The 21,808-nt window shown below is 30.0% G+C and carries 13 protein-coding genes; all 13 read right to left on the bottom strand.

Features of this window, described 5'->3' with window-relative positions; all coding sequences use genetic code 11:
* The 13 genes from T434_RS0102045 to T434_RS06540 all read right to left on the bottom strand — a co-directional run bounded on the left by T434_RS0102045 (position 1) and on the right by T434_RS06540 (position 21,757).
* Positions 1–933, bottom strand: a complete 933-nt coding sequence (locus T434_RS0102045; RefSeq protein ID WP_026399685.1) for a carbohydrate ABC transporter permease — start codon at positions 931–933, stop codon at positions 1–3.
* Positions 930–1,907 carry a carbohydrate ABC transporter permease gene (locus tag T434_RS06565; RefSeq protein WP_162150623.1) on the bottom strand — a complete coding sequence of 326 codons (978 nt, stop codon included), beginning with the start codon at positions 1,905–1,907 and terminating at the stop codon, positions 930–932. The genes T434_RS0102045 and T434_RS06565 overlap by 4 nt, the downstream gene beginning before the upstream one ends.
* Positions 1,904–4,147 (bottom strand): DUF5696 domain-containing protein, encoded by a 2,244-nt coding sequence (locus T434_RS0102035; protein WP_162150622.1) that lies wholly within the window; start codon positions 4,145–4,147, stop codon positions 1,904–1,906. Before T434_RS0102035 ends, T434_RS06565 begins: the two co-directional genes overlap by 4 nt.
* Complete coding sequence (locus tag T434_RS0102030) at positions 4,134–6,140, bottom strand: YIP1 family protein (RefSeq protein WP_026399683.1); 2,007 nt, start codon at positions 6,138–6,140, stop codon at positions 4,134–4,136. The genes T434_RS0102035 and T434_RS0102030 overlap by 14 nt, the downstream gene beginning before the upstream one ends.
* Before the next feature lie 9 nt (positions 6,141–6,149).
* Positions 6,150–7,022, bottom strand: coding sequence for a carbohydrate ABC transporter permease (locus T434_RS0102025; protein ID WP_026399682.1), 873 nt, complete (start codon positions 7,020–7,022; stop codon positions 6,150–6,152).
* Positions 7,023–7,024: 2 nt separating this feature from the next.
* Entirely contained in the window at positions 7,025–7,942 is a 918-nt protein-coding gene (locus T434_RS06560; RefSeq protein ID WP_162150621.1) for a carbohydrate ABC transporter permease, read from the bottom strand.
* Positions 7,939–10,917, bottom strand: coding sequence for an extracellular solute-binding protein (locus T434_RS07640; RefSeq protein ID WP_162150620.1), 2,979 nt, complete (start codon positions 10,915–10,917; stop codon positions 7,939–7,941). The genes T434_RS06560 and T434_RS07640 overlap by 4 nt, the downstream gene beginning before the upstream one ends.
* Positions 10,918–10,933: 16 nt before the next feature.
* Entirely contained in the window at positions 10,934–12,379 is a 1,446-nt protein-coding gene (locus T434_RS0102010) for a hypothetical protein (protein ID WP_026399681.1), read from the bottom strand.
* Positions 12,380–12,556: 177 nt separating this feature from the next.
* Positions 12,557–15,838, bottom strand: coding sequence for a GH36-type glycosyl hydrolase domain-containing protein (locus T434_RS06550; protein ID WP_051614318.1), 3,282 nt, complete (start codon positions 15,836–15,838; stop codon positions 12,557–12,559).
* A 13-nt stretch (positions 15,839–15,851) separates the two neighbouring features.
* The gene (locus T434_RS0102000) at positions 15,852–17,960 is read right to left on the bottom strand and encodes a glycoside hydrolase family 3 N-terminal domain-containing protein (RefSeq protein ID WP_035358069.1); all 2,109 of its coding nucleotides are present in this window, start codon (positions 17,958–17,960) and stop codon (positions 15,852–15,854) included.
* A gap of 2 nt (positions 17,961–17,962) precedes the next feature.
* Positions 17,963–18,919: a LacI family DNA-binding transcriptional regulator gene (locus T434_RS06545; RefSeq protein ID WP_051614317.1), complete on the bottom strand. Its 957-nt coding sequence runs from the start codon at positions 18,917–18,919 to the stop codon at positions 17,963–17,965.
* The gene (locus T434_RS0101990; RefSeq protein WP_026399679.1) at positions 18,909–20,534 is read right to left on the bottom strand and encodes an alpha-glucosidase; all 1,626 of its coding nucleotides are present in this window, start codon (positions 20,532–20,534) and stop codon (positions 18,909–18,911) included. The genes T434_RS06545 and T434_RS0101990 overlap by 11 nt, the downstream gene beginning before the upstream one ends.
* Positions 20,519–21,757 (bottom strand): glucoamylase family protein, encoded by a 1,239-nt coding sequence (locus tag T434_RS06540; protein WP_035358067.1) that lies wholly within the window; start codon positions 21,755–21,757, stop codon positions 20,519–20,521. Before T434_RS06540 ends, T434_RS0101990 begins: the two co-directional genes overlap by 16 nt.
* Between the last annotated feature and the right edge of the window lie 51 nt (positions 21,758–21,808).

Below are 21,808 nucleotides of genomic sequence, written 5' to 3'. Positions count from 1 at the left end.
TTACTCTCCTGTGATCCCAGATTTATCAATACCTTCAATGAATTGTTTTTGTAAAATCAAATAAACAATTAACATCGGTATCATAATTAAAATATTTCCTGCCATAGCTTGTGCTTCGTTTTGTGCTGCCTCAACTAATGTAACTTGGTTACCTTGTGCAGCACTGACGAATATTGCAAGTCTTGTTTGCAGAGTTTGCCAACCATCACCTAAAAACATAAATGTTTGATAAGTTTCATTCCATTGCCATACAAATGAGAATAAGAATGATGTAATAAATGATGGGATTGATAAAGGAATTGCAATTTTAAAATAAATATATAATCGACTTGCACCATCAATTTGAGCTGCTTCATCTAATGCTTTCGGAATCATTTTATAAAACTGATAGAAAATCAAGATAAAGATTGATGAATTCAATCCTTGTCCAAATGTTGTTGGTACTAAAACTGATCCTATATTATTTAATAGCCCCATATTATGAAATAAAACAAATCGAGGTATTAAATAAACTTGTGGAGGAATCATATAAACAACAACAACCAATACCATCCAAAATTTTTTAAGTGGAAATTCAAATCTTGCAAACCCATATCCGACAAGCGATGCTATAAACGTTTGAATAATTGCTGGTATTAATGTTACAACAAGTGATTGAAAAAAGACTTTAATATAATCTAATGCAATAAACGCATCCACATAATTATTAAAATAAAGTGTTGTTGGAATTTGTGAAACCATTGGATTAATTAAATCTTCTAAACTCATGAGTGAAAATGACAACATCACAAGTAATGGATATACAAAGACAAATCCAATAATCACTAATAGGAAGTAAATGATGAACTTAAAGACAAATCCATCCATAAAATTCATACCAAATAAAAATCTTTTGGTTTTGGATTGGACTTGTTTCCAATTAATATTGGTCATCGTTTCACCTCCATATTTTGCTTCTTAGCTTTAACCTTCTTCTCATAGGCTAATAAGAATGTCACAATACCTAATATAATACCTACAACAATAAAGTATATCCATGCTAATGCTGATGCTAATCCAAATGATGATTGTCGAGTAACATTGATTCGATATAATACTTCATTGGTTGGGAATGTTGATAACATGACAATTGTATAAATTGCTGATACCAAGATAATTGGTTTTAAACTTGGAAGTGTAATTTTCCAAAAACTTTCCCAAGGACTTGCACCATCGATACTTGCTGCTTCATAAATTTCTTTATTAATTTTTTGAAGCCCTGCCAAGAATAAGATAATTTGTACGCCTGAAAACCATAAAATATTAATTAAATGTGTATACATGCCACTTACGAATTCTGCTAAAAATTCAGGTAAGAATAATGCTAATTGTTGAGGAACTTCTTCATTGAGCGTTGTTGATAATAATCCACCGCGTTCACCACTTCCAAATAAAGTTGCCATAATAGGACCTGATGCAATGATAACCGGTAAAAAGAATACCGATCTAAAGAATCCTCTTAACTTAATTTTTTGATTGAGTAAAATAGCAATGATCATCGAAATAATGATTGATAATGGTAAATATATTAATACTCTTACAACAAACGTTTGAATTGCTGTTATGAATTGAACATCATTAACAATATTAATATAGTTTTGTAAACCATTCGGTTCAAGATTTAACCCTTGTCCTCCTGGCATTGAAACTTCTGAAAAACTAAAAACTAAACTCATAATAATTGGGTATAATGTTAACCATAAAAATCCAATGACCCATATTGAAATAAACATATACCCCATTAATCCTTCTCTAAAGCGATTGGTGAGTTTAATTTTAATCACTTTAAAGATGACTAATAAATCAATACCTAATTCATTTTTATCTTTATGAGCAATGAAGTGTAATACTTTTTGATACCATTTCATAATACCACCTCATAACTCATCATTTCTAAATTGATGCCATCAATCATATAATCAATACCTGAATAATTAACATAAATTGTAACACCATTAGAATATGTATTTTTAACAACTCCTGGATATAAGACAATACGACTTTGAATACTTGCACCTTGTACGTGTTTTAATGCTTCATTAACAAAATGATATTGTCGGACAACTTCATCTTTCCAATCTTCATATTTAGAAGTAAAAATGAAACTTGAATCTGTATTTAATAATTTTTGAGCGGATTCACTTGTCATATAGAAATTTGGATATACATGATAATCAATCATTCTTAATAATTCATTTTGAGTATTAGCAAAGAAATTACCATTTCTTCCAAAGACTTCTTTATAACCACTAAGTACAGTTGTTAAAAACGGTACAGTATCTGTAAATATTATTTTTTGAGATGAATACATGTCAATATCTTTAATTAAATCTGCACTAAATAAATAATCAAATGCGTGACTTACTGCAGTTTTTTCACTTATTGATAATAGTTTTTGAATTTCTTTAATTGCATTTTCTCTACTTAAAATACCGTTTGAATGATCAGAATATAGTATATTCATCGATTCTAAACTAAAGTTTCTTGCACCTTCATAAAATACTTTGTTGTGATGTTGATTTAATATTTCGTAAGCTTTAGTTGGATGAATTAAATAATAATCATTAAGTAATATAAGTTCACTACCTTGGTTTTGAACAATATCTTTAGATTGATAACCTGATGAACCTTGATAACCTAATAATGGTGTTGTTGCATAGTATACATTTAAATTAGGTTTACCAAATAAATCCCAAGGATTACCAAATTTAGATTCAAAACTTCCATAATTTGGTGATGTACGACTAGCGCCATATTTTTGCCAACCATGAATGGTCGCTTCAATTCGATTAATACCTAATTGAACTAATTCTTCACTCCATGATAAGATATCGGATGCTTTAGTCATTGAAAAAGTTTCTCTACCATACCAAACAGATTTATTTTCAGTTGCTAGAACGTCTAAATGTAATGGAATACCATTCTTTGCTTCTACTTTATTTAATTTATAATTTTCTCTAATTAAATATTCGCGATAATGATTTGCCATTCCAACATAGTTTGCATCATCACCGTCTAAAAATTTATAGATAAGATGAATATCAAATGGTGTTTTTTCTGCTTGAACACGTTCAATTGTTGATGTACCTGATGCATTAAGTCTTTGAATATATTTATCACGGTACTCAAATGATATATAAATTCTATTAAAGATATTTGTAGTCCCATGTGATTGATATGCTAATGTTGCATGTGACGAACCATTTTTTAAAATTACCATCATTGCATTTTGATTAATACCTTGAACTGTACCATATAAAGATGCAGTTAATGGTCTTTCTACATCTTGAGCTTGAAGCGTTAAATCAGATCCATAGAATCTTTTACTATAATTTTTATTTTGTTGCTCATTATAACGAATTAATGCTCCAATCCCATCAGGAATAAATACATAACCTGGTATGGTATCTTTAACTGTGAATCCAAAGTTACGATATACCGTAATTGTTGAAATCAAAAAGTTTCCATTATCATTTATCGATTCAAATGGAACAGTTACATTTAATCCTTCTTCATCTAAATAAACATTAAGTGTAAATTGAATTCCACTACGTGGCATTTTTAATCTTGCTCTAAAACCAATTTTGTCTTCTAAATTTTCTCTAACAAAACTACCACTAAATGCTCCATCAAAGAAATATTCTGTTTGTCTAAAAAGTTGTGTGAATGTCATATTATAATAAGTAATTGAAACAGGACTATTATCCTGAAATGTATTGGTTGGTGGATTTGTCGGATCATATAATGGATCATCTTCATTTAAATAATCATGATTCATGTTTGATCCCCAAATATATCCTGTTTTTTCATTAACAACTCTTAAACTTAAATTTTCAGGGTGAACATATAATGATAAATCTGTCATAGGATCCGTTCCTAAAAAATCATATCCATCCAGTTTAACATAAGGATTTTCAGTTACAACACTTAAATCATCTTGTTGTGTATAACGATTTGAATTTAATGTAGATTGAATTGGAGGTATGTTTGAAACATTAACTTCATCATGTAAGTCATTAGTTTTTAATGCATAACTTATCGTAATAGATGCCATAATGAATAGCGATAACATGACAACAATAAATACTCTTCTTTTATGATGTAACACGGATCCACACCTCCTTTATGATACTCATGAAGTAATCAAACATTTGGTTTACAAGTAAGTATATGAGTAACATGATTGCAACAATTACTGCCATAGTAAATATTGTTAGTAATATATTTTTAATAAGTTCTCCTACACTGTAATTATGTACTTCTAAAACCATAAGTAGGATTAATATGATTACCCATGCATCTCGTAAAAATAATAGAGCTTGGAAAATAAATACTTCATTTAATGTAAATGCGTGACTTAATATGATAAGTGGTACTGAGAATAAGATATAAGGCATAAGTGCATATGCGGTTGCAATAAACACATCCTTAAACCATCCTTCTCCATTAAATAGTGATGCAATTAAGTAGTTTGCAAAAACGAATAACATCAGTAACCCTAAACTACTTACAAAACTACTTAATACATTATAATTATCAAGATTTGTATCATTAAATAAGAATGCTGTAAGTAATACCGTTAAGATGTTTAAAATGACATATAATGCATAAAGTATGAGTGCACTCTTAACAGATGCCTTCTTCTGATGTTTAATGTAGTGGAACGTATTTAATGGATGTCGAAAGACTTGAAGTCCTAACTTTAATTCTCTATAAATCTTAAATTCATCTAAACGTGCACTAGTTTTTCGAATTGGATCATATATTTGATATTTTTTATCAAATTGCTTTAAAACATAATATGCTATAACTAATACAATTCCAATTGATAAGAATACACCTAAATAATTTTGCAGAAATTGATTTCTTACTTGCCAGAATGCATCGCTATATCCTAATTTGTCGTTTGCAATTTCATAATAGAACATTGCTGTTTTATAATCACCTGTACGGTAATAAGTTCTAGCAATAACTGAGTTTGCTAATGCAAAAACAGAATTCATTCTTAATACTCGTTCCCATTCAGCAACATTATAAATACCTTGATTTAAAGATTTTAAACCTTCATGAACTAAAGCAGTAAATTCACTACGTTCAAGAATTTGAATTTGTCCTCGTCCAGCATCTAACACAATTAAGTTATTATTTGAATCAACAACAATATCTACTGCTTTGCTAAATAAACCTAATACTTCAGATTGCTGATTTTCTTTTCCAAATACGAAAAGTAAATTACCATTTGTATCATATTCATGGATAATACCTTTTTCAGTTATTGAATAGATGTTACCAAAATCATTAATGAAAACTGAATTTGGTGTTGTTTCACCAAAATGTGCTGGTGACAAAACAATTCTTGATGCTATATTAAATTTCTTTAAAGGCATGTTTGATGTTTTGGATGTTGTATATACAGATCCTTTAGCATCTACAGTTAAGTTATCTGGACTTACAGGTGTAATAGGTGCTAAATTTTGATTGAAAAATTCAAGTATTTGTCGATATAAAGATGTTTGTGTTGGGTTAGTCGCGAGATATCCTAAAAATTCTCCATACTGATTAAATTGCATAACTCCTGAAACAGATCCTTCACCAACAACATAGATAACACCTCGAGGTCCACTTGATACTTTCGTTGGTATAAATGGACTGTTCAAACCAAATATAGGTTCTAAAGGCCTATCAATTTCTCGAATTAATGTTAATGTTTCATCATAAATATAAATCTTTTTTGCTGATCTATCAGCTACATAAATTTGATTGTTTTCATCCACGTGAATACCTGTAGGTTCTAATAAATTTGATACTAATACTTCAAAATTACCGTCCATATGGATTCTAACAATACGCTTATTACCAGTATCTGCAACATAAAGTAAATCATCTTTAATGTACATATCTTGTGGATTATTTAGTATGTCATTAAACACTAATAATCCTGCTGGTTCATAAGCTGTTTGAGTTAACACTAAATTTCCTTCAGGACCAACAGTATATGTATCGTATGGTGCTGAAGAAATTGTTGTTGCGTAAGTTTTTTCTGGAATAACTGTTAATAATATTAACACTAGGGATGAAATAATTATCATGATTTTTTTCATAGAATCACCTTATTTCATACCAGAATGAGCCATGGTATCCATGACATTCTTTTGTAAAATAATAAAGATAATTAAATTAGGAACAAACATGATTAAACTGGCTGCTGCAGCCATCCCTTGTCCCGCAACAGTATTTGCTTGTGTCGTGAGTGTCGACATGTAAAAAGCAAAAGTTTTCATCGTTTCATCATGTATATATAGTGTTGAAATTTCCGTATTATTCCAAACTCCTTGGAATGATACTATAGCGATTGTTGCAAGTGCAGGTTTAATTAACGGTAAAATAACGTGTAAATAAACTTCAAATTCACTTGCTCCATCAATTTTTGCTGCTTCTATTAATTCATTTGGTATTTGATCTATAAATTGCTTAATTAAAAATAGTCCAACTGGTATTGCCAATCCTGGAATGATATGAACTAAAAAGTTATCAACTAAACCTAAAGACTGAATGACTAAGTATCTTGGAATAATAACACTCGCTCCAACGAATATAATCGCAATATCATTTAATGTTGATAATGATTTTTTAAGTTTGAAATTGAGTTTACTTAATGCATATCCTGCTAAAGAAGATACAAATATACTTGCAAAAACAACAATTACTGAAATAATAATTGAGTTAAATAAGTATCTAGTCATTGGAACACCAGTTGATGATGTTAAATTAAATAAATCAATAAAATTTTTGAATGTTGGTTCATACACCAAAAATTGTGGTGGCCATGCAAATAATTCATTAATAGGTTTAAATGCAGTCGTAAAAATATATAGTATCGGTAGTGCCATGAATATGGCCATCGGTACTAATATTAAATAAAACTTAAGCTGGGATATATGAAAATTTTTAGGGTTAATCTTTGTACCTTGGAAACTTGCCATGATCAATCCCTCTCTCCAAATAATCTACGTGCTGCATAATTAAAAAGTAATACCATTATTAATAAAATGACAGAAATCGCAGCTGCATATCCCATATCAAAACGAATAAATCCATAATCATCAATATGTGTAACAATTAATTGTCCAGCATTTTGAGGTGTTGGATTTTGTCCTGATAATTGAACACCAATTGATCCTGCATTAAATGTCGAAACTAAACTCATCACGGCACCAAAAAGCATTTGAGGTTTCATTGATGGAATAGTAATATAAAAGATTTCTTGTAGTTTATTACTCATGCCATCAATATATGCTGCTTCATATAATTCTTGATTAATATTTAAAACACCTGCTAACATCGCTAAAAAGCCAATTCCCATCGAACTCCAAAGTGTAACAACAATCATTACACCCATTAAGTAATCTGGGTTTGTTAACCACTGAATTGGTTCTTGAATTACATTCATTTGAAGTAATAAAGCATTTAAATAGCCAGATTCATCACCTGAAAAAATAATTTTCCACATAACACTCATTGCAACCCCAGCAGTCATTGATGGTGAATAAATGACTAAAGCTAGAATTGTTCTTGATCGATGCGGTATTTGTGCCAATAACCATGCAAGGAAAAATCCTAACATATATCCAACAGGTCCAACAATAATAGCAAACTGTATTGTGTTAGGTATTACTTTTTGCATGAACACATCATCAGCTGTAAAAAGGTTAATATAATTATTTAAAAAGATAAATCTTGGAGACTCTAAAAGGTTAAAATAGGTAAATGATAACAGCATTCCCATAATAACTGGGATTGTGATAAATATGATAAATGCAAGCGCATAAGGTAGTATGAATAAACTACCTGCAATCTCTTCTTTACCGCGTTTTGATAGTTTTTTTCTTTTAACTTCTGTCATGATACACTCACCCAGTTTTCTAAAGTTTCTTTAGTTGGTAAAAGGTAAGGTTTTAATACATTACCTCGATTATCAATAAATCCAAATTCAATCATTTTACGTTCAATTTCTTTATTGACAACAACTAAGGCGTCTTCTAATGCTGTTCTTACATTCACACCATCATATACAACGCGGTTCCACGCATTTGATATTTCACGTTCAAGCATATAACTTGCTGGTGTTTTTGCTGTATCTAATACCCAATTCCATTGTTCTAAAAATACTTCTTTATGTTCTCGTTTAATACTCATTAATTCATATGCTTTAACGTTTGCTGTATTCCACATATATTCAGGACCATAAGCAGCCATTAAATTTTCAGCATAATTAAGTTGAGTATTTTCGTCCATCCACCATTTTAAAAATTCCCATGCTTCTTCTTTTTTATTAGAATTTTTAAATATCATGCTTGATGTGGACGCACCATCATAACTTCTATCAACAACACCATCTCTTAAAATTCCTGGTAGTGGTGCAATGTCCCAAAGCCCTGCAATTTCTGGTGCAGCAAATAGTAATTGAATATACATACCAAAGTCACCAATACCAACAGGAATATTGCCGTATCTAAATTGATTATAAAAACTTCCTACTTCAAGTGGTAATGCATATACTGTAAATAAATCTGTCATAAGTGTCATTGCATTAATAATTTCTTCACTATCTAGGTTTGCTTTTGTAGCATCTTCTTTATAGAGTGAACCACCATATTGCATAATAAATGGCATCGTTGTCGAAAATGATTTAAATGCGCTTGAAGATGATAACATTGAATAGAAGTTCATTCCAAATCGTTGTAGTTCTGGTAACATATCTAAAACATCATCCCATGTATTTGGTACATCAAGAGATAATGATTCTAATATGTCTCTTCGATAAAATAGAATGTTAAAGTTTTGTGTTTCAGGTAATCCATACACACCTTCTTGATAAATAAGTTGCATAAATGCACCTGGTTTAAATCGACTTGATACTTCCATAAAATCATCAAAAGTTTTTAAATCGACCAATGCATTACGAATTGCAAAATCATATGGTCTCCATCCAGCAACCCCCATTGCTAAATCAGGTTGTGAATTACTTGCAGTTGCTAAAATGAGTTTATCTTCATTAGGCATAATGGAAATATTTACCTTAATACCTGTTTCACTTGTAAATTCATCATCTGCCATTTGTTGCATGAGATTGACATATTGACGACTTCGGTTAACCCATATTGTTAATTCATCGCTATTTTTTTGAATACCATATTGATTTGAAAAGAAACTTGCGAAAAAGCGTTTAATCTCATACCAAATATTTTCAAAAAATCCTGGGTTAGCTTGTGGTAACCATACATCAGATCCGTGAATATAAATTTTATCAATTGTTAATGGCGAATCAATAATTAAAGGAAGTATTAAACCTAAACGTTGAAGCACGGACGATGTTGTACCTGTCAAACGATTAATATTTTTAGGTACATCATTTGGATTAGATGCTAAATCATATAACCATCCATAAGCCGCTTTTAAACCACTTCCTATTTCTGCATCTTTAGATGCTTTTGAAATTGATTTATATTCTTCATAACTTTGTTTAATTAAATCCCCAAAACGATTTAAATCATTGGATAGTTCTGGCATGTAATCAATAATATCCCAGTCACGATTTTCATCGATTTGGTTGCCTGTTAACTTTTTAATATCAATAGCGATTGTGTTTACTTCTCGCATGACGTCATTTATTCTGTAATAAATTTCTCTATAAGGTGCGCTATTTACTTCAAAACCAATCGTATGAACACCTTTTTCTAAATAAAACCAAAGTGGTTCTTCATCATAAACTAACGTTTTATTTTCCCAACCACTTGATGTAAAGTAAACACGTTCTGCTTCTTTAAATGGTACTTTTCCATCAATTGTTACTGTATGAAAAATACGCGTATGATCTTTTGTTACTTTTGATTTTAAGGTCATTAAATATAAACCTGATTCATTGATTTCAATTTCATAATAAATTGCTTGCCCTGAATCAGAAAAAGTTGCACCATCTAATACATTAAGTCTTGATTCAATTAATGCGTACGGTGTGTTTCTTGGATTTCTATCTGTAGTATAACGAATCGAAACATCATTTTTATAGCTTAATTTTTCGCCTTCATTCTCTATTAAAAGATTTTTAACTTTTAATGATTCATTGTATTGTTTTAAGTATGATTCGTAATTGATATATTGTTCATAATTTGTAACATAAATTTGTCCCAATTTGAAATATCCGCTACGACGGATAATTTCAATTTCATTTAAACCAGCATCTAATTTGAATAGTATTGCTTGTTCATATAGTCTTGATGCATCACGGAAATCATATTTTGACCACATATACTTTTGTTCAGCTTTAGGCATAATATCATTTCCATAACGATCTTGGTTGAAAACACTTGATGTTGTCCAAAAAGTTGGAATAATAATTTGAGTTGCTTCATAATATGGAGATGCTCCATTAATTTTTACTTCAAGTTCAATATTTCCAATTGATGTTGTTAAAGATAAATAATCGATTCCTATTTTATATAATCCTGCTTCTGGCACATCAATTGTTGCTTTTAATGATTGAATTACATCTTCTGCATCATTAAATTTAAAAACTTCACCATTTGAACTTTCAGGTAAATGATTATTTTGTAAATAAGAAAGGTATGATTCATCTAAAATAAGTTCACCTTGATTAGAAGCAAAACTAAAAGATGAAGGGGAGATGATACCTTCAAATTCGATATCATCCCTTAAACCTTCATTACGCCATACTTCTAATACATCTCTATAATTATTAGCAATAATACTATCAAATGATGCTTCAAATGATTCCTCAAATAAACTTGCATGTGTTGTTGGTATCAAAAACGGTATCAACAAACATGTCGATAGTACTAATATAATAATTTTTTTCATAAGTTTTTAATTTAACCTACTTTTTATTATTTCTATACTTTTCAATTGCTTTTTCAAATTCTACTTTTGCTTGTTGCCAATGAAGATTTGCTTGACTGTTGAGTTTATTTTTTTCATCAGCGTAGTTTAATTCGCCATTTAAAATTTTATTTAATGCTTCACCCATGTTAATTGAACCATCAAAAGCTCCATTAGATCTTGAATCCCAATAACCAGGAGTAACTTTCCATAATGATTCACGAATGAAATATTGATGTGTTTCAACAATTTTTCTAAATTCTGTCATTGTTGGATACAATTCAAAGTATGCATTAATTAATTCTACATCTTGAGTAATAGGAGCAAAGTTAATAGCACCTTTTGTTGGATCTTTTTTAGTAATTTCTATACGTTTTTTAAAACCTTCAACACCAAAACTCATCCATTTTACTAATTCATAGGCTTTATCTCTCATCTTAGTGCCTGGAGCAATACCTACATGGTCCATAATAACTGGAATCTTGTGGGTTCCATCAACACTTGGTGTACCAATAAAGTCAATATCGTGTCCATATAATGGATCACCTTCAGTTTGAGTTTTAGCAATCCAGTCTCTAAGGTTATAACTTGCTGCCCATTTAATTGATTGTTTTCCAATTGCCCAAGGATCTGATGTACCATATTGAGCACTTCTTTCATCTTTATCTTGTGCATCTAATATATAACTAACTGTTGTTGCAAGTAATTCATTACGTATATTGAGTGCTGTTTCAAATGCTACTGAATTTAAATGATATCCCGTTTCGCTATTGAATGTATACCAATCAAGTGAATCATCGTATTGAGCTGGTAACCACTCATAAATTGAACTAATGCCATCAATACCTGCAATACCAATACCATTACCCTCAAAATCATAATATGAGTTCGCTTGTGCGGCATCTAATAAATCTTCGAATGAAATACCATATTCAATATCTTTATGGCCTGTTATGTTTTGATATACTGTACGGTTAATAAAGTATCCGTAATAATACATAGCTTGCGGTAATGCAAACAAGAATTCATCAAATTTAGCATCATGTGCAATATCTTCTGGTACTAATGCAAAATCAGGATCATTTTCAACTAAATCTGAAACATCATCTAACCATCCTTTTGTTACCCATGTTGTAATATCTGCAACTTGGAAAACATCAGGTAATTCATTTACATATGCTTTTGCAGTAAAGAAGTCAAACCAACCTACATCAGATTCAGATCCATCTTCTCCAATAACAACCGGACGTGGAATAATTTCAACACGAATGTCCGGATTCATATCTTGGAATGCTTGAAGCATTTGTCGTTCAATGTTATTTTGTTCAACCGTACCAAGATTCCACCCTGCATAAGTCAATACTGGACGATCATCTTTAGTCCCGCACGCCATAAGTGTAAGTGCAACCAAACTAGCAACGATTGATAAGTATATTTTTTTCATTTTAATTTTCCCCCTTAGGATAATTTAATGTGTCGAAACGTTTCGACCTGAATATATTCTCATTTATAACTAAGAATTTATAAATATAAATTTAGTTATGAAGCGATATTTTTATATTTTTATTATAATGTATACGCTTTCATAATTCAAGTTAATCAACTTGTTGGCTTTAATAAACTATTTTAATTCAATATAAACGTTTTCTTCTAAATTATTAAACAGTGTTTCATAAATCTTAACACCAGATGTTCTGTAAGCATTTGGTTCTAATCTTACAACATAATCATCAAAAGTATTTCCGTTAATATGTACTTTTTGAATTGTTTCTTTTTGGTTATAAGTTACATGAATATTTTTATTTTTATATTTGAATGATATTTGTAATCCCTTTAAATGATCAGGAATTACTGGATCAAAAATAATTCCTTCATGCGTTATACGAATACCCATGACATTTCTTACTAATTGATTGATATAAATACCAGGTCCTGATGAATATAGTCGCCATCCAGCTTTAGCGTCAACTTTTCCTTTTTTGACCAAGTCAAAGTTTTCTTTAGCTTCATATCTATCATAAAATGCAGCATCACTTGATGAAAAATAAGTATTTGCTTGTCTAAGTTGTGCATTTTTAACATATTTTTGGATGTTAATTGGATTTATTGTAAATACTGCACGATAAACTTCGTTATTATATCCTAATTTAGCCATCGCTTCGATGTATCGAATGTGAGCGTGGACATATAAAATACCAATTTCTCTTCCAACATTAGATGCTGTTTCAGCACGTTGGAAATATGTTTTTTCACCACCACGATATGATACAAATGTATCCATTAATCTTATACCATCGGGATGTTTTAAATATTCATCGATTAATCTTACATGTTTTATTGCTTGAACTTTATCAACCATTTCAGAAATAATTGTGCGTGTAAGTGGTAATAAACGCAATTTTAATCCTGTGTTTTTATCTTTTGGATGTAATAGATAATCGATATGATCATCTTCAACAACGATAAATCCAGCAGGAACACCATCAACAATCATATATTTTTCATAATCATTTTTAATACGTTCTTTTAAGTCATTGACACGATAACCTAATGGTGTAGCTTCTAATACTTTACTTAATTTATTTAAAGATTCATAAAGTAATACTGGGGTCCACCCTGAAACCATATGGTCTGTTAATTTTTTATTTGCTGGTTGTAATGTATCATCCCAGTCACCACCACCGTATGCTGGTAAACTCATACCTTTAACAAATGAATTTTGAATGGCATTAAGTGTCTTATCAACATGTGTTCTTAATGTTGAGTCTTCTAAAACCCATTTGTTTTCCTTCATTGACATAAATGGTACTTTCTCATCAAGTATTGAAAAGTCATTAGTAGCTTCTAAATAATCCCCTAATACTTTTAGTGGCCATACGATGATATCACCATGTGATTCATGTGCTTGAATTTCATAATATTTATCAAACATAAACCATTGAGGAAAATCATAGTTTTCAATAAATTGTCTTGAAAATACTCTTAAGATAATCATTCGAACTAAATCAAATCGCTGTGCTGTCATAAAGAGTTCAACTGGTCCTTGTAAAACATCTCTTGTTCCCCAGGCTGCTCCATTTGATTGTTCTAAACCGTGTGGGCTTGCAAAATGAACTAAAGCGTTATGTGTATACCAGAAAATTGTATCTTCAAGTTGTAGTAATTCTTCTTTATGCTTTTTATGATTAAATTTATAACCCGTTAAGGATTCAATAAAATCTTTATATTCAAGCAAGTCTTTTTCTAAATTTAAATCATATGCTTTAAATTCATCATAAGTTGCTTCAATATCTAAGGTTACTTTTGATTGTTTGTTAAATGTAAAGCTAATTAAGCCGTGTCCTTTTGGCTCATTAAATAAAACAGAATCATCACTGATTATGACACCTTCTTGAGTTTTAAATCGATATTTTAAATTTGGATATTTTGATGCTACAAAATCATTGTTGTCTTTCGCTTCTAAACTTGCACTATTTTTATCGATTTTAACATTGAAATCTCTTTGATATTCATGATCACCAAATACCAATTGATTGGTAATAACAAAATCATATGGTTTATTTAATTCTGATTCAATCGTTAATCGATGAACCCATTCATTAAGTTTTAACGATGCTGTTACAGTGATGATATCTCCTTGATAATTATAAATCCATCGTGCATAGTTAATACCCATTTCATAAACATTTGGTGTTGCGAATAATTTAAATTTATCATTTTCTTTAATAAATATTCTTAATCCTGATAATTTTTGAAGATTAAGTGGATTTCTTAAGTCACCTGATAATTTTTGAATATTTGTATTACCTAAGACAACATGGCTTGAAAAGACACCGAACATCCAGTTTGTTGATGCAAATGTATTTTCTTTTCCACTTAATAAATCACCAGATATTAATAAATGACCATGTTGACGTTCAACTAATCTTTCTTTGTCAATTGTCACAACATGTGTATGATTGTCAGTAAAGAAAGATAAGAGTTTTCCATTATGTTTTTCAATATGTCTTTGATTTGGATATTTTTTATCCATAAATTTTTTATCTAATTCTAAAACTTTTATAATTTCAAGATTTAGTGGTTCAAATTCTTTTAGTTCAACTTCTTGATATCTTTTAATTGGTTGATGTGTGTGATTAATTTTAAGTAATTCTCTTAAAATTTCTTCACGTTTTGGTTCGTAATATCCATAAAATGTAAATGCGTTTTCGGTGGATCCATCTAAAGTTTCAGATTGTAAGGTTATATATGGAAACTCATACTGATATTTTCTATTTTCTAAGTCCTTTTTTAAACCTTCCATCACATAATCAACTTTAAAACTTCTTCCAAAGACTTGGAATCCATCTGTAGCAAACCCTGTAACTTTATTTAAAGATCCAATTTGTAAAAACTGTGGATCTCCTTGATTTTGTCGACTTTGAATTTTAAAGCCGTTTTCATCTTCATATACCGCATGATCAATATATTGAGCAGTGTATGCTTCACTTGATTGAATACTTCCAAAATGTGCAATACCTACATCCTGTCCATAAACTAAATCAAACTTTCTAAATGTGCTTGATTGATTTACCCACACATCATAGTACCAACGATCTTCTAAAACGGTTAACGTTACTTGGTATGTTGTATCTAGCACCATTCCTTGATAGATAACTTGATTTCCCCTTACCTCAAAAGCACTTTTTGCTCGTAAACCGATAAGCGGAAATATTTGATATTCTTTATTGTCTTTAACTCTTAAGTATATATTTGAAACTTGTCCATCAAGTAGATTTCCTTTAAGTAAATTAAGTTGATAATCTTTATAAAATATTCTAAAGATATCACCCGATTCAAGTAATTCAAATATCAAATCTTTCGAATGTACTTGTTGTTTTTTTAATTGTGATGATATTTTCAATGTTATCACTCCTCTATTCTAAAATAAATTCTTTTTCTATGAGTTCTTCTGAATTTGGTCCAATAAATAGACTAAACTTTCCTGGATCAACTCTTAAATTTAAGTTGTGATCATAATATTCAAGATCTTTTTTTGTAATTTCAAATATTACTTTTTTTGTTTCATTTGGTGCTAAATCAATTTTTTTAAAGTTTATTAATTCTTTTACAGGTCTTGAAACCTTAGCGACATGATCTCTTAAATAAAGTTGTACAACTTCTTTTCCCTGAACATATGAATCGTTTGTTATATCAACAGAAATTGTTAAAGTTTCATTGAGTTTCATTTTGTCGCTTGATAATTGAACGTTTTCATATTTAAAATTACTGTAAGATAATCCATATCCAAACGGGAATAACGGCTTTTCTTCTAAATCTAAATAGTGTGAAACATATTCTCCACCAGATGCATAAGGTCTTCCTGTATTTAAGTGGTTATAATAAATTGGAACTTGTCCAACACTTCTTGGAAACGACATTGTTAATTTTCCACTTGGATTTTGCTTACCACTTAATAAATGTGCAATAGCTTTAGAACCCATTGTTCCAGGGAAGTAAGCTTCAAGTATTGCATCCACATGATTAACAACATCACTTAAATCTAAAGGTCTTCCATTAAACAACACTAAGACAATCGGTTTTCCTGTTAATGCTTTAATACGTTTGATATAAGCAATTTGTTGTTCATCTAATTTAATATTAGATTTTGAATGTGCTTCACCTGATTCTTTTTGAGATTCACCCATTGCCATTACAATAACGTCAGATGATTTAAGTTTTTCAATATTAGAATCAAATGAGTCATCACTATAAACTAATCTAAATGATTTTTTGAATGCTTCATATAATGTTTGATTCACATGTCTATCGCCATGCCAACTCCAAGGACCATTGATCTTTGGATTATTTGTATAAGGGCCTATTAATGCAACTTTTTGATAATGTCTAATAGGTAAGACACGATGATTGTTTTTAAGTAAAATCATTGACTCAACAGCAGCATTATATGCTTTTTCAATATGTGCTTTTGAATGAATAAGACGTTTTTCTTTTTCAGGGTTAGCACCAATAAATGGATTTTCAAATAAACCTGATTCTTCTTTAAGCTTAAGTACACTCATAACAAGCTCATCAATTTCTTCAATTGAAACATCACCATTTTTAACCGCATCTTTTAAATTCTTCATATAAAGTGCGGTTGCCATTTCGATGTTTAGTCCCGCTTTTACACCTGAAACTGCTGCACTATATTCAGATTCTTCAGTACCGTGGCTTATTGTTTCTTTTAAACTTGCATAGTCACTAATAATTGTGCCTTTAAATTTCCACTTTTTTCTTAATACTTCTTTGAGTAAATATTGATTGGTTGTTGCTGGAATACCTTCAAAAATATTAAATGATGTCATAACAAGTTTTGCTTTAGCATCGATGGCACCTTTATAACCTTTAAGATAATATTGATGAAGGTTAAGTCTCGATAAATCGACCGTATTATAATCTTTTCCACCTTCGGCTAACCCATATGCAGCGAAGTGTTTAACACATGATGCCAAAAATCCTTCATGTTTAATACTTCTTCCTTGATATGCTTTAACTTGTACATTTGCAAATCGATAAAGCATATATGGATCTTCGCCATATGATTCAACAACTCTTCCCCATCTTGGATCTCTAACTAAATCTACCATTGGAGAGAATGTTGCATGTATACCTGATGCTTTAGCTTCCTTTGCTGATACCCTTGCTGCTTGAAATAATATTTCATCATTAAAACTAGATGCTAACGCTAAGGGTACTGGAAAAATTGTTTCATATCCATGAATGATATCAGCCATAAAAATTAAAGGGATTTTATGTCTGCTTTTTTCTAAATAACGCTTTTGAACTTCAATCATTTCTTCTGCATTACCAATACCTAATACACTACCTGCTAAGAAGACTTCGTCTTCACTAATACCTAATTCTGCTAAAGGTCCTGCAATCCAAGTTTTACTTGAGTCTAAGAAGAAATGTGGAGCAATCATTGTTAATTGTCCTATTTTTTCTTCTAAAGTTAGACTATCTAATAATTTTTTTAAGTCCATGATTAAACACTTTCTTTAATGACAACTTTAGCTTCAGGATTAACAAGTGGATAAACAGAAATGTTATTGAGTACTCTTGTTAAAAATCCAGCTAATTGTCTGCCCCATTCAAAATAGTTAATAGCTATTGTTGTTAATTTAGGTGTTGTGTAATCAGTAATATAAATACCGTCAAATCCTGCAACTGCAACACGATTAGGTATTTCAATGTTCTTTTCGTTAAATGCTTTAATAACGCCGATTGCCATTTCATCATTGGCAGAATATACTAAATCAGGTATTTGATTGTTTTCAATCATATTAAATCCTGCTTCATATCCTGAATTAATTGTAAAGTCGCATTGAATAAAATTATGATTTTTAATATTTAATTCTTCTAGTGCTTTTAAAAATCCCTTATAACGATCCATACCATATACTGAGTTCTTAGGACCTGATACATACGTTATATTTTTATAACCTTTTTCTTTCACAATAGTTAAAATAAATTCATAAACAAGACGTTCATTCTCAATCATTGATGAATAAATGTTTTCTCCTTGTAAGACCCTATCTAAAACAACTATAGGTTGACGACGAGAAAATCTAATAATATCTTCGTTTGGAATTTTTTCATCAAATACAATCGCAGCATCAACACTTCGTTGTCTTAGCATGACACTTGATGATTTACCACTTGAGACAATAATATTATAATTTTTCTTCTGTAATTCTAAATTTATACCTTCTAATAAGTCTGAATAAATTGGTCCACCAAAACCATTGATGAAAACACCAATGTTTCGGCTTTTTTGACTTTTTAAATTTCTTGCATGGGCATTTGGAAAATAATTTAATTCTTCTGCTGCTTTTAAAACTCTTTCTCTTGTTTGAGGATGTACATTTGGTCTATCATTTAATGCATAACTTGCAGTAGAGATAGAAACTCCTGCTTTTTTGGCAACATCTTTAATTGTCATTTTCTTCCTCCTTCACGAATACAGACGCATGATATGGGTTTAATATTGTTTGTTCATTAAGTTTAAGTTGATCATTTCCTAAAATCATTTTAAATTTTTTAAATCGACTTAAATCTTTTGTTATCGTACTATTTGTCATATTTGTAATAACTAAAACTTGAGTTTTTGTATTTTTTCTTAAATAGATGAAAGTATTTTTACATTCTTTGAATAAAACTTCGAAATCACCATCAACAAATACACTCAATTTTTTTCTTATTTGAAACAATTTTTTTGTGTAATGATACATACCATTTGGATTTTTTAAATCATTTTCTAAATTAACTTCATGATAATTTGGATTAACTTCCAACCAAGGTTTATGATTTGAAAATCCTGCATATTTTTTATCATTCCATTGAAAAGGTGTTCTACTATTATCTCTACCCTTTTTATAAATAGACTGCATAACTTCTTTTTCTGGAATACCTTTTTTAATTGCTTCATGATAGTAATTTATCGTTTCGATATCTTTATACTGTTCAATGTGATTAAACTTAATACCCGTCATACCAATTTCTTCACCCATATAAACATATGGTGTACCACGTTGTAGATATAACATCGTAAATAGCATTTGACCAGAACGAATTCTATTTTTCTCATCACCAAATCTAGATATTTGTCTTGGTTGGTCGTGATTTGATAAGAATAAAGCGTTCCAACCACCATTTTTAAATATATTATTGTTATTTGATAAAATTTCTTTTAATTTGATAGGTTCATAGTCTTTTAAAGCCCATTTACCTTTCCCTTCAATTTCATCAATTCCAAGGTGTGAAAATTGAAATGTCATATGTAAACCTAGGTTAGGATTACTTGTAAGTTCTTGAGCTCTTTTAACAGATATACCACCCATTTCACCTACATTCATGATATCTCTTCCTTTGAAACAACGTTCATTCATTTCATGTAAGTATTTTTCTAGGTGCGGTCCATCGCCTAGTTTTCCTGAATCAATATCTTTTCCTATAAGTTCAATAACATCCATTCGAAATCCATCAATCCCTTTATCTAACCACCAGTTAATCATCTCATAAATTTCTTCTCTTAATTTAGGATTTTGCCAGTTAAGATCAGGTTGTCTTTTTGAAAATAAATGAAAATAATATTGATTAGTTGTATTATCATAAGTCCATGCAGGCCCTGAAAAAATGGAATGTATCATAGGCTCTGGTTTATCTTTCCAAATATAGTAATCTCTATATTTAGAATTTTTATTTGATTTCGCATCCAAAAACCAAGGATGCATATCTGATGTATGATTAACAACTAAATCCATAATAATTTTCATACCAAGACGATGTACATTTTGAATTAATAATTCTAAATCTTCACTTGTACCAAATAATGGATTTACTTCCTTATAATTACTAATATCATATCCATTATCATCCATAGGTGATTGATATACAGGTGATAACCAAATAACATCCACACCATAATCTTTTAAGTACTCTAATTTAGAAATAATGCCTTGTATATCACCAATACCATCATCGTTAGAATCTTTAAATGATAATGGATAGATTTGATACACTAAAGCATTTTTCCACCAGGTTAAATTTTTTTCCATTCGAGTACCTCCAATCCTTTAATGACATATGGATGTTTCATAAATGCATTAACAACATCTTTTGATAAATATTGGTTACTCATTAAAAGTTCTAAACCTTTATCAATCGTTATATATTTTTTTGAATACCAAGGTTCATTTCCTTCAAAATTATAAGCATCAATAAAGCCATACTCACCCCAAATATTTGGCAATGATTTCATATATAAAATAGCCTTGATTGCTTCTTTTGGATTAGTGGTTAATGCCCCTACCATCGCATTTGGAGCAACAGTTCCATCTGTTAAAGGTTTCCCGTTCACACTTGGAATTGCATGAAAAACGCTATAGCCGTTCGGTGTACTTGATGCTGTTAATCCAAATGTCTCTTTACTAAATGTTTTATATTTTTTATAGTTTCTTAAGTTCCAAGCTCGATGTCCTAAGGTTGCATTTTTGGCATTTTCAAACCAAGAAAAACCATCTTTATCTATCCAAGATTTACCATCAAACCAGCATAATGGATATTGATATATAAACAATGTATTTCCGGGTGAATAATAGTATTGATGTCCTTGGTATGAACCTAGATTTCTCTCAAAACCTTCATATAAATCAAGTGCTAACTTTTTATCTAATTGATTAGATCCTGCTGCAATAACATACATCATAATTTGTTCAGCTAACATATGCCATTGAAAGATGAACCCTGATTTCCCTTGAGCATAATCTCCATCTGCATCAGGATTATACGCCATATAAAATCTATATTTTCCTTGATGAAGATGAACAAAGGATTTCCAATCAATTCGTTTTAAAATTTTATTTGCTAAATCATTAATCTCATCATCTTTAAAATACATTTGGGCAGACATCACACCTTTAATACATAAAAGTGTGTCTATTGTTGAAAATTCATTTTTCTTATATCGTTCTGCAGTATGAATATCTACAAAATGTGCAAAAAAACCTTTATAATGTGGAACATGATAATAAAGCGTTTTAAGTGTTTTTTTAACTTTATATAATGCATCATCATAACTTAAATAACCATATTCAGATGCTATAATATACCCCGATAAAACAAAACCTGTTGTAGCAATTGATGCAACATTTAGTTTTAAGTTGTGATCTAAAGTTAAACCATAACCTTTTTCATTTTCATTAAAATTTGTTAAATCCATTAAAAGTTTAAATGATCTTTTTTGTATCTCTTCTATTAGATCGTGATGTTTAGTTTTCATAAAAATACCTCATTGAAACGTTTCGATACATTATCATTTTACTAGAATCAA

Source organism: Acholeplasma equifetale ATCC 29724 (genome assembly GCF_000687735.1).
Lineage (GTDB): Bacteria > Bacillota_I > Bacilli_A > Acholeplasmatales > Acholeplasmataceae > Acholeplasma > Acholeplasma equifetale.
The sequence above is the reverse complement of the archived record's forward strand: the minus strand, read 5'-3'. Positions and strand labels throughout refer to the sequence as shown.

Coding starts and splice junctions, on each gene's coding strand:
- T434_RS0102045 (WP_026399685.1), bottom strand. CDS start 933: ATGACCAATATTAATTGGAAACAAGTCCAATCCAAAACCAAAAGATTT.
- T434_RS06565 (WP_162150623.1), bottom strand. CDS start 1,907: ATGAAATGGTATCAAAAAGTATTACACTTCATTGCTCATAAAGATAAA.
- T434_RS0102030 (WP_026399683.1), bottom strand. CDS start 6,140: ATGAAAAAAATCATGATAATTATTTCATCCCTAGTGTTAATATTATTA.
- T434_RS0102025 (WP_026399682.1), bottom strand. CDS start 7,022: ATGGCAAGTTTCCAAGGTACAAAGATTAACCCTAAAAATTTTCATATA.
- T434_RS06560 (WP_162150621.1), bottom strand. CDS start 7,942: ATGACAGAAGTTAAAAGAAAAAAACTATCAAAACGCGGTAAAGAAGAG.
- T434_RS07640 (WP_162150620.1), bottom strand. CDS start 10,917: ATGAAAAAAATTATTATATTAGTACTATCGACATGTTTGTTGATACCG.
- T434_RS0102010 (WP_026399681.1), bottom strand. CDS start 12,379: ATGAAAAAAATATACTTATCAATCGTTGCTAGTTTGGTTGCACTTACA.
- T434_RS0102000 (WP_035358069.1), bottom strand. CDS start 17,960: ATGGACTTAAAAAAATTATTAGATAGTCTAACTTTAGAAGAAAAAATA.
- T434_RS06545 (WP_051614317.1), bottom strand. CDS start 18,919: ATGACAATTAAAGATGTTGCCAAAAAAGCAGGAGTTTCTATCTCTACT.
- T434_RS0101990 (WP_026399679.1), bottom strand. CDS start 20,534: ATGGAAAAAAATTTAACCTGGTGGAAAAATGCTTTAGTGTATCAAATC.
- T434_RS06540 (WP_035358067.1), bottom strand. CDS start 21,757: ATGAAAACTAAACATCACGATCTAATAGAAGAGATACAAAAAAGATCA.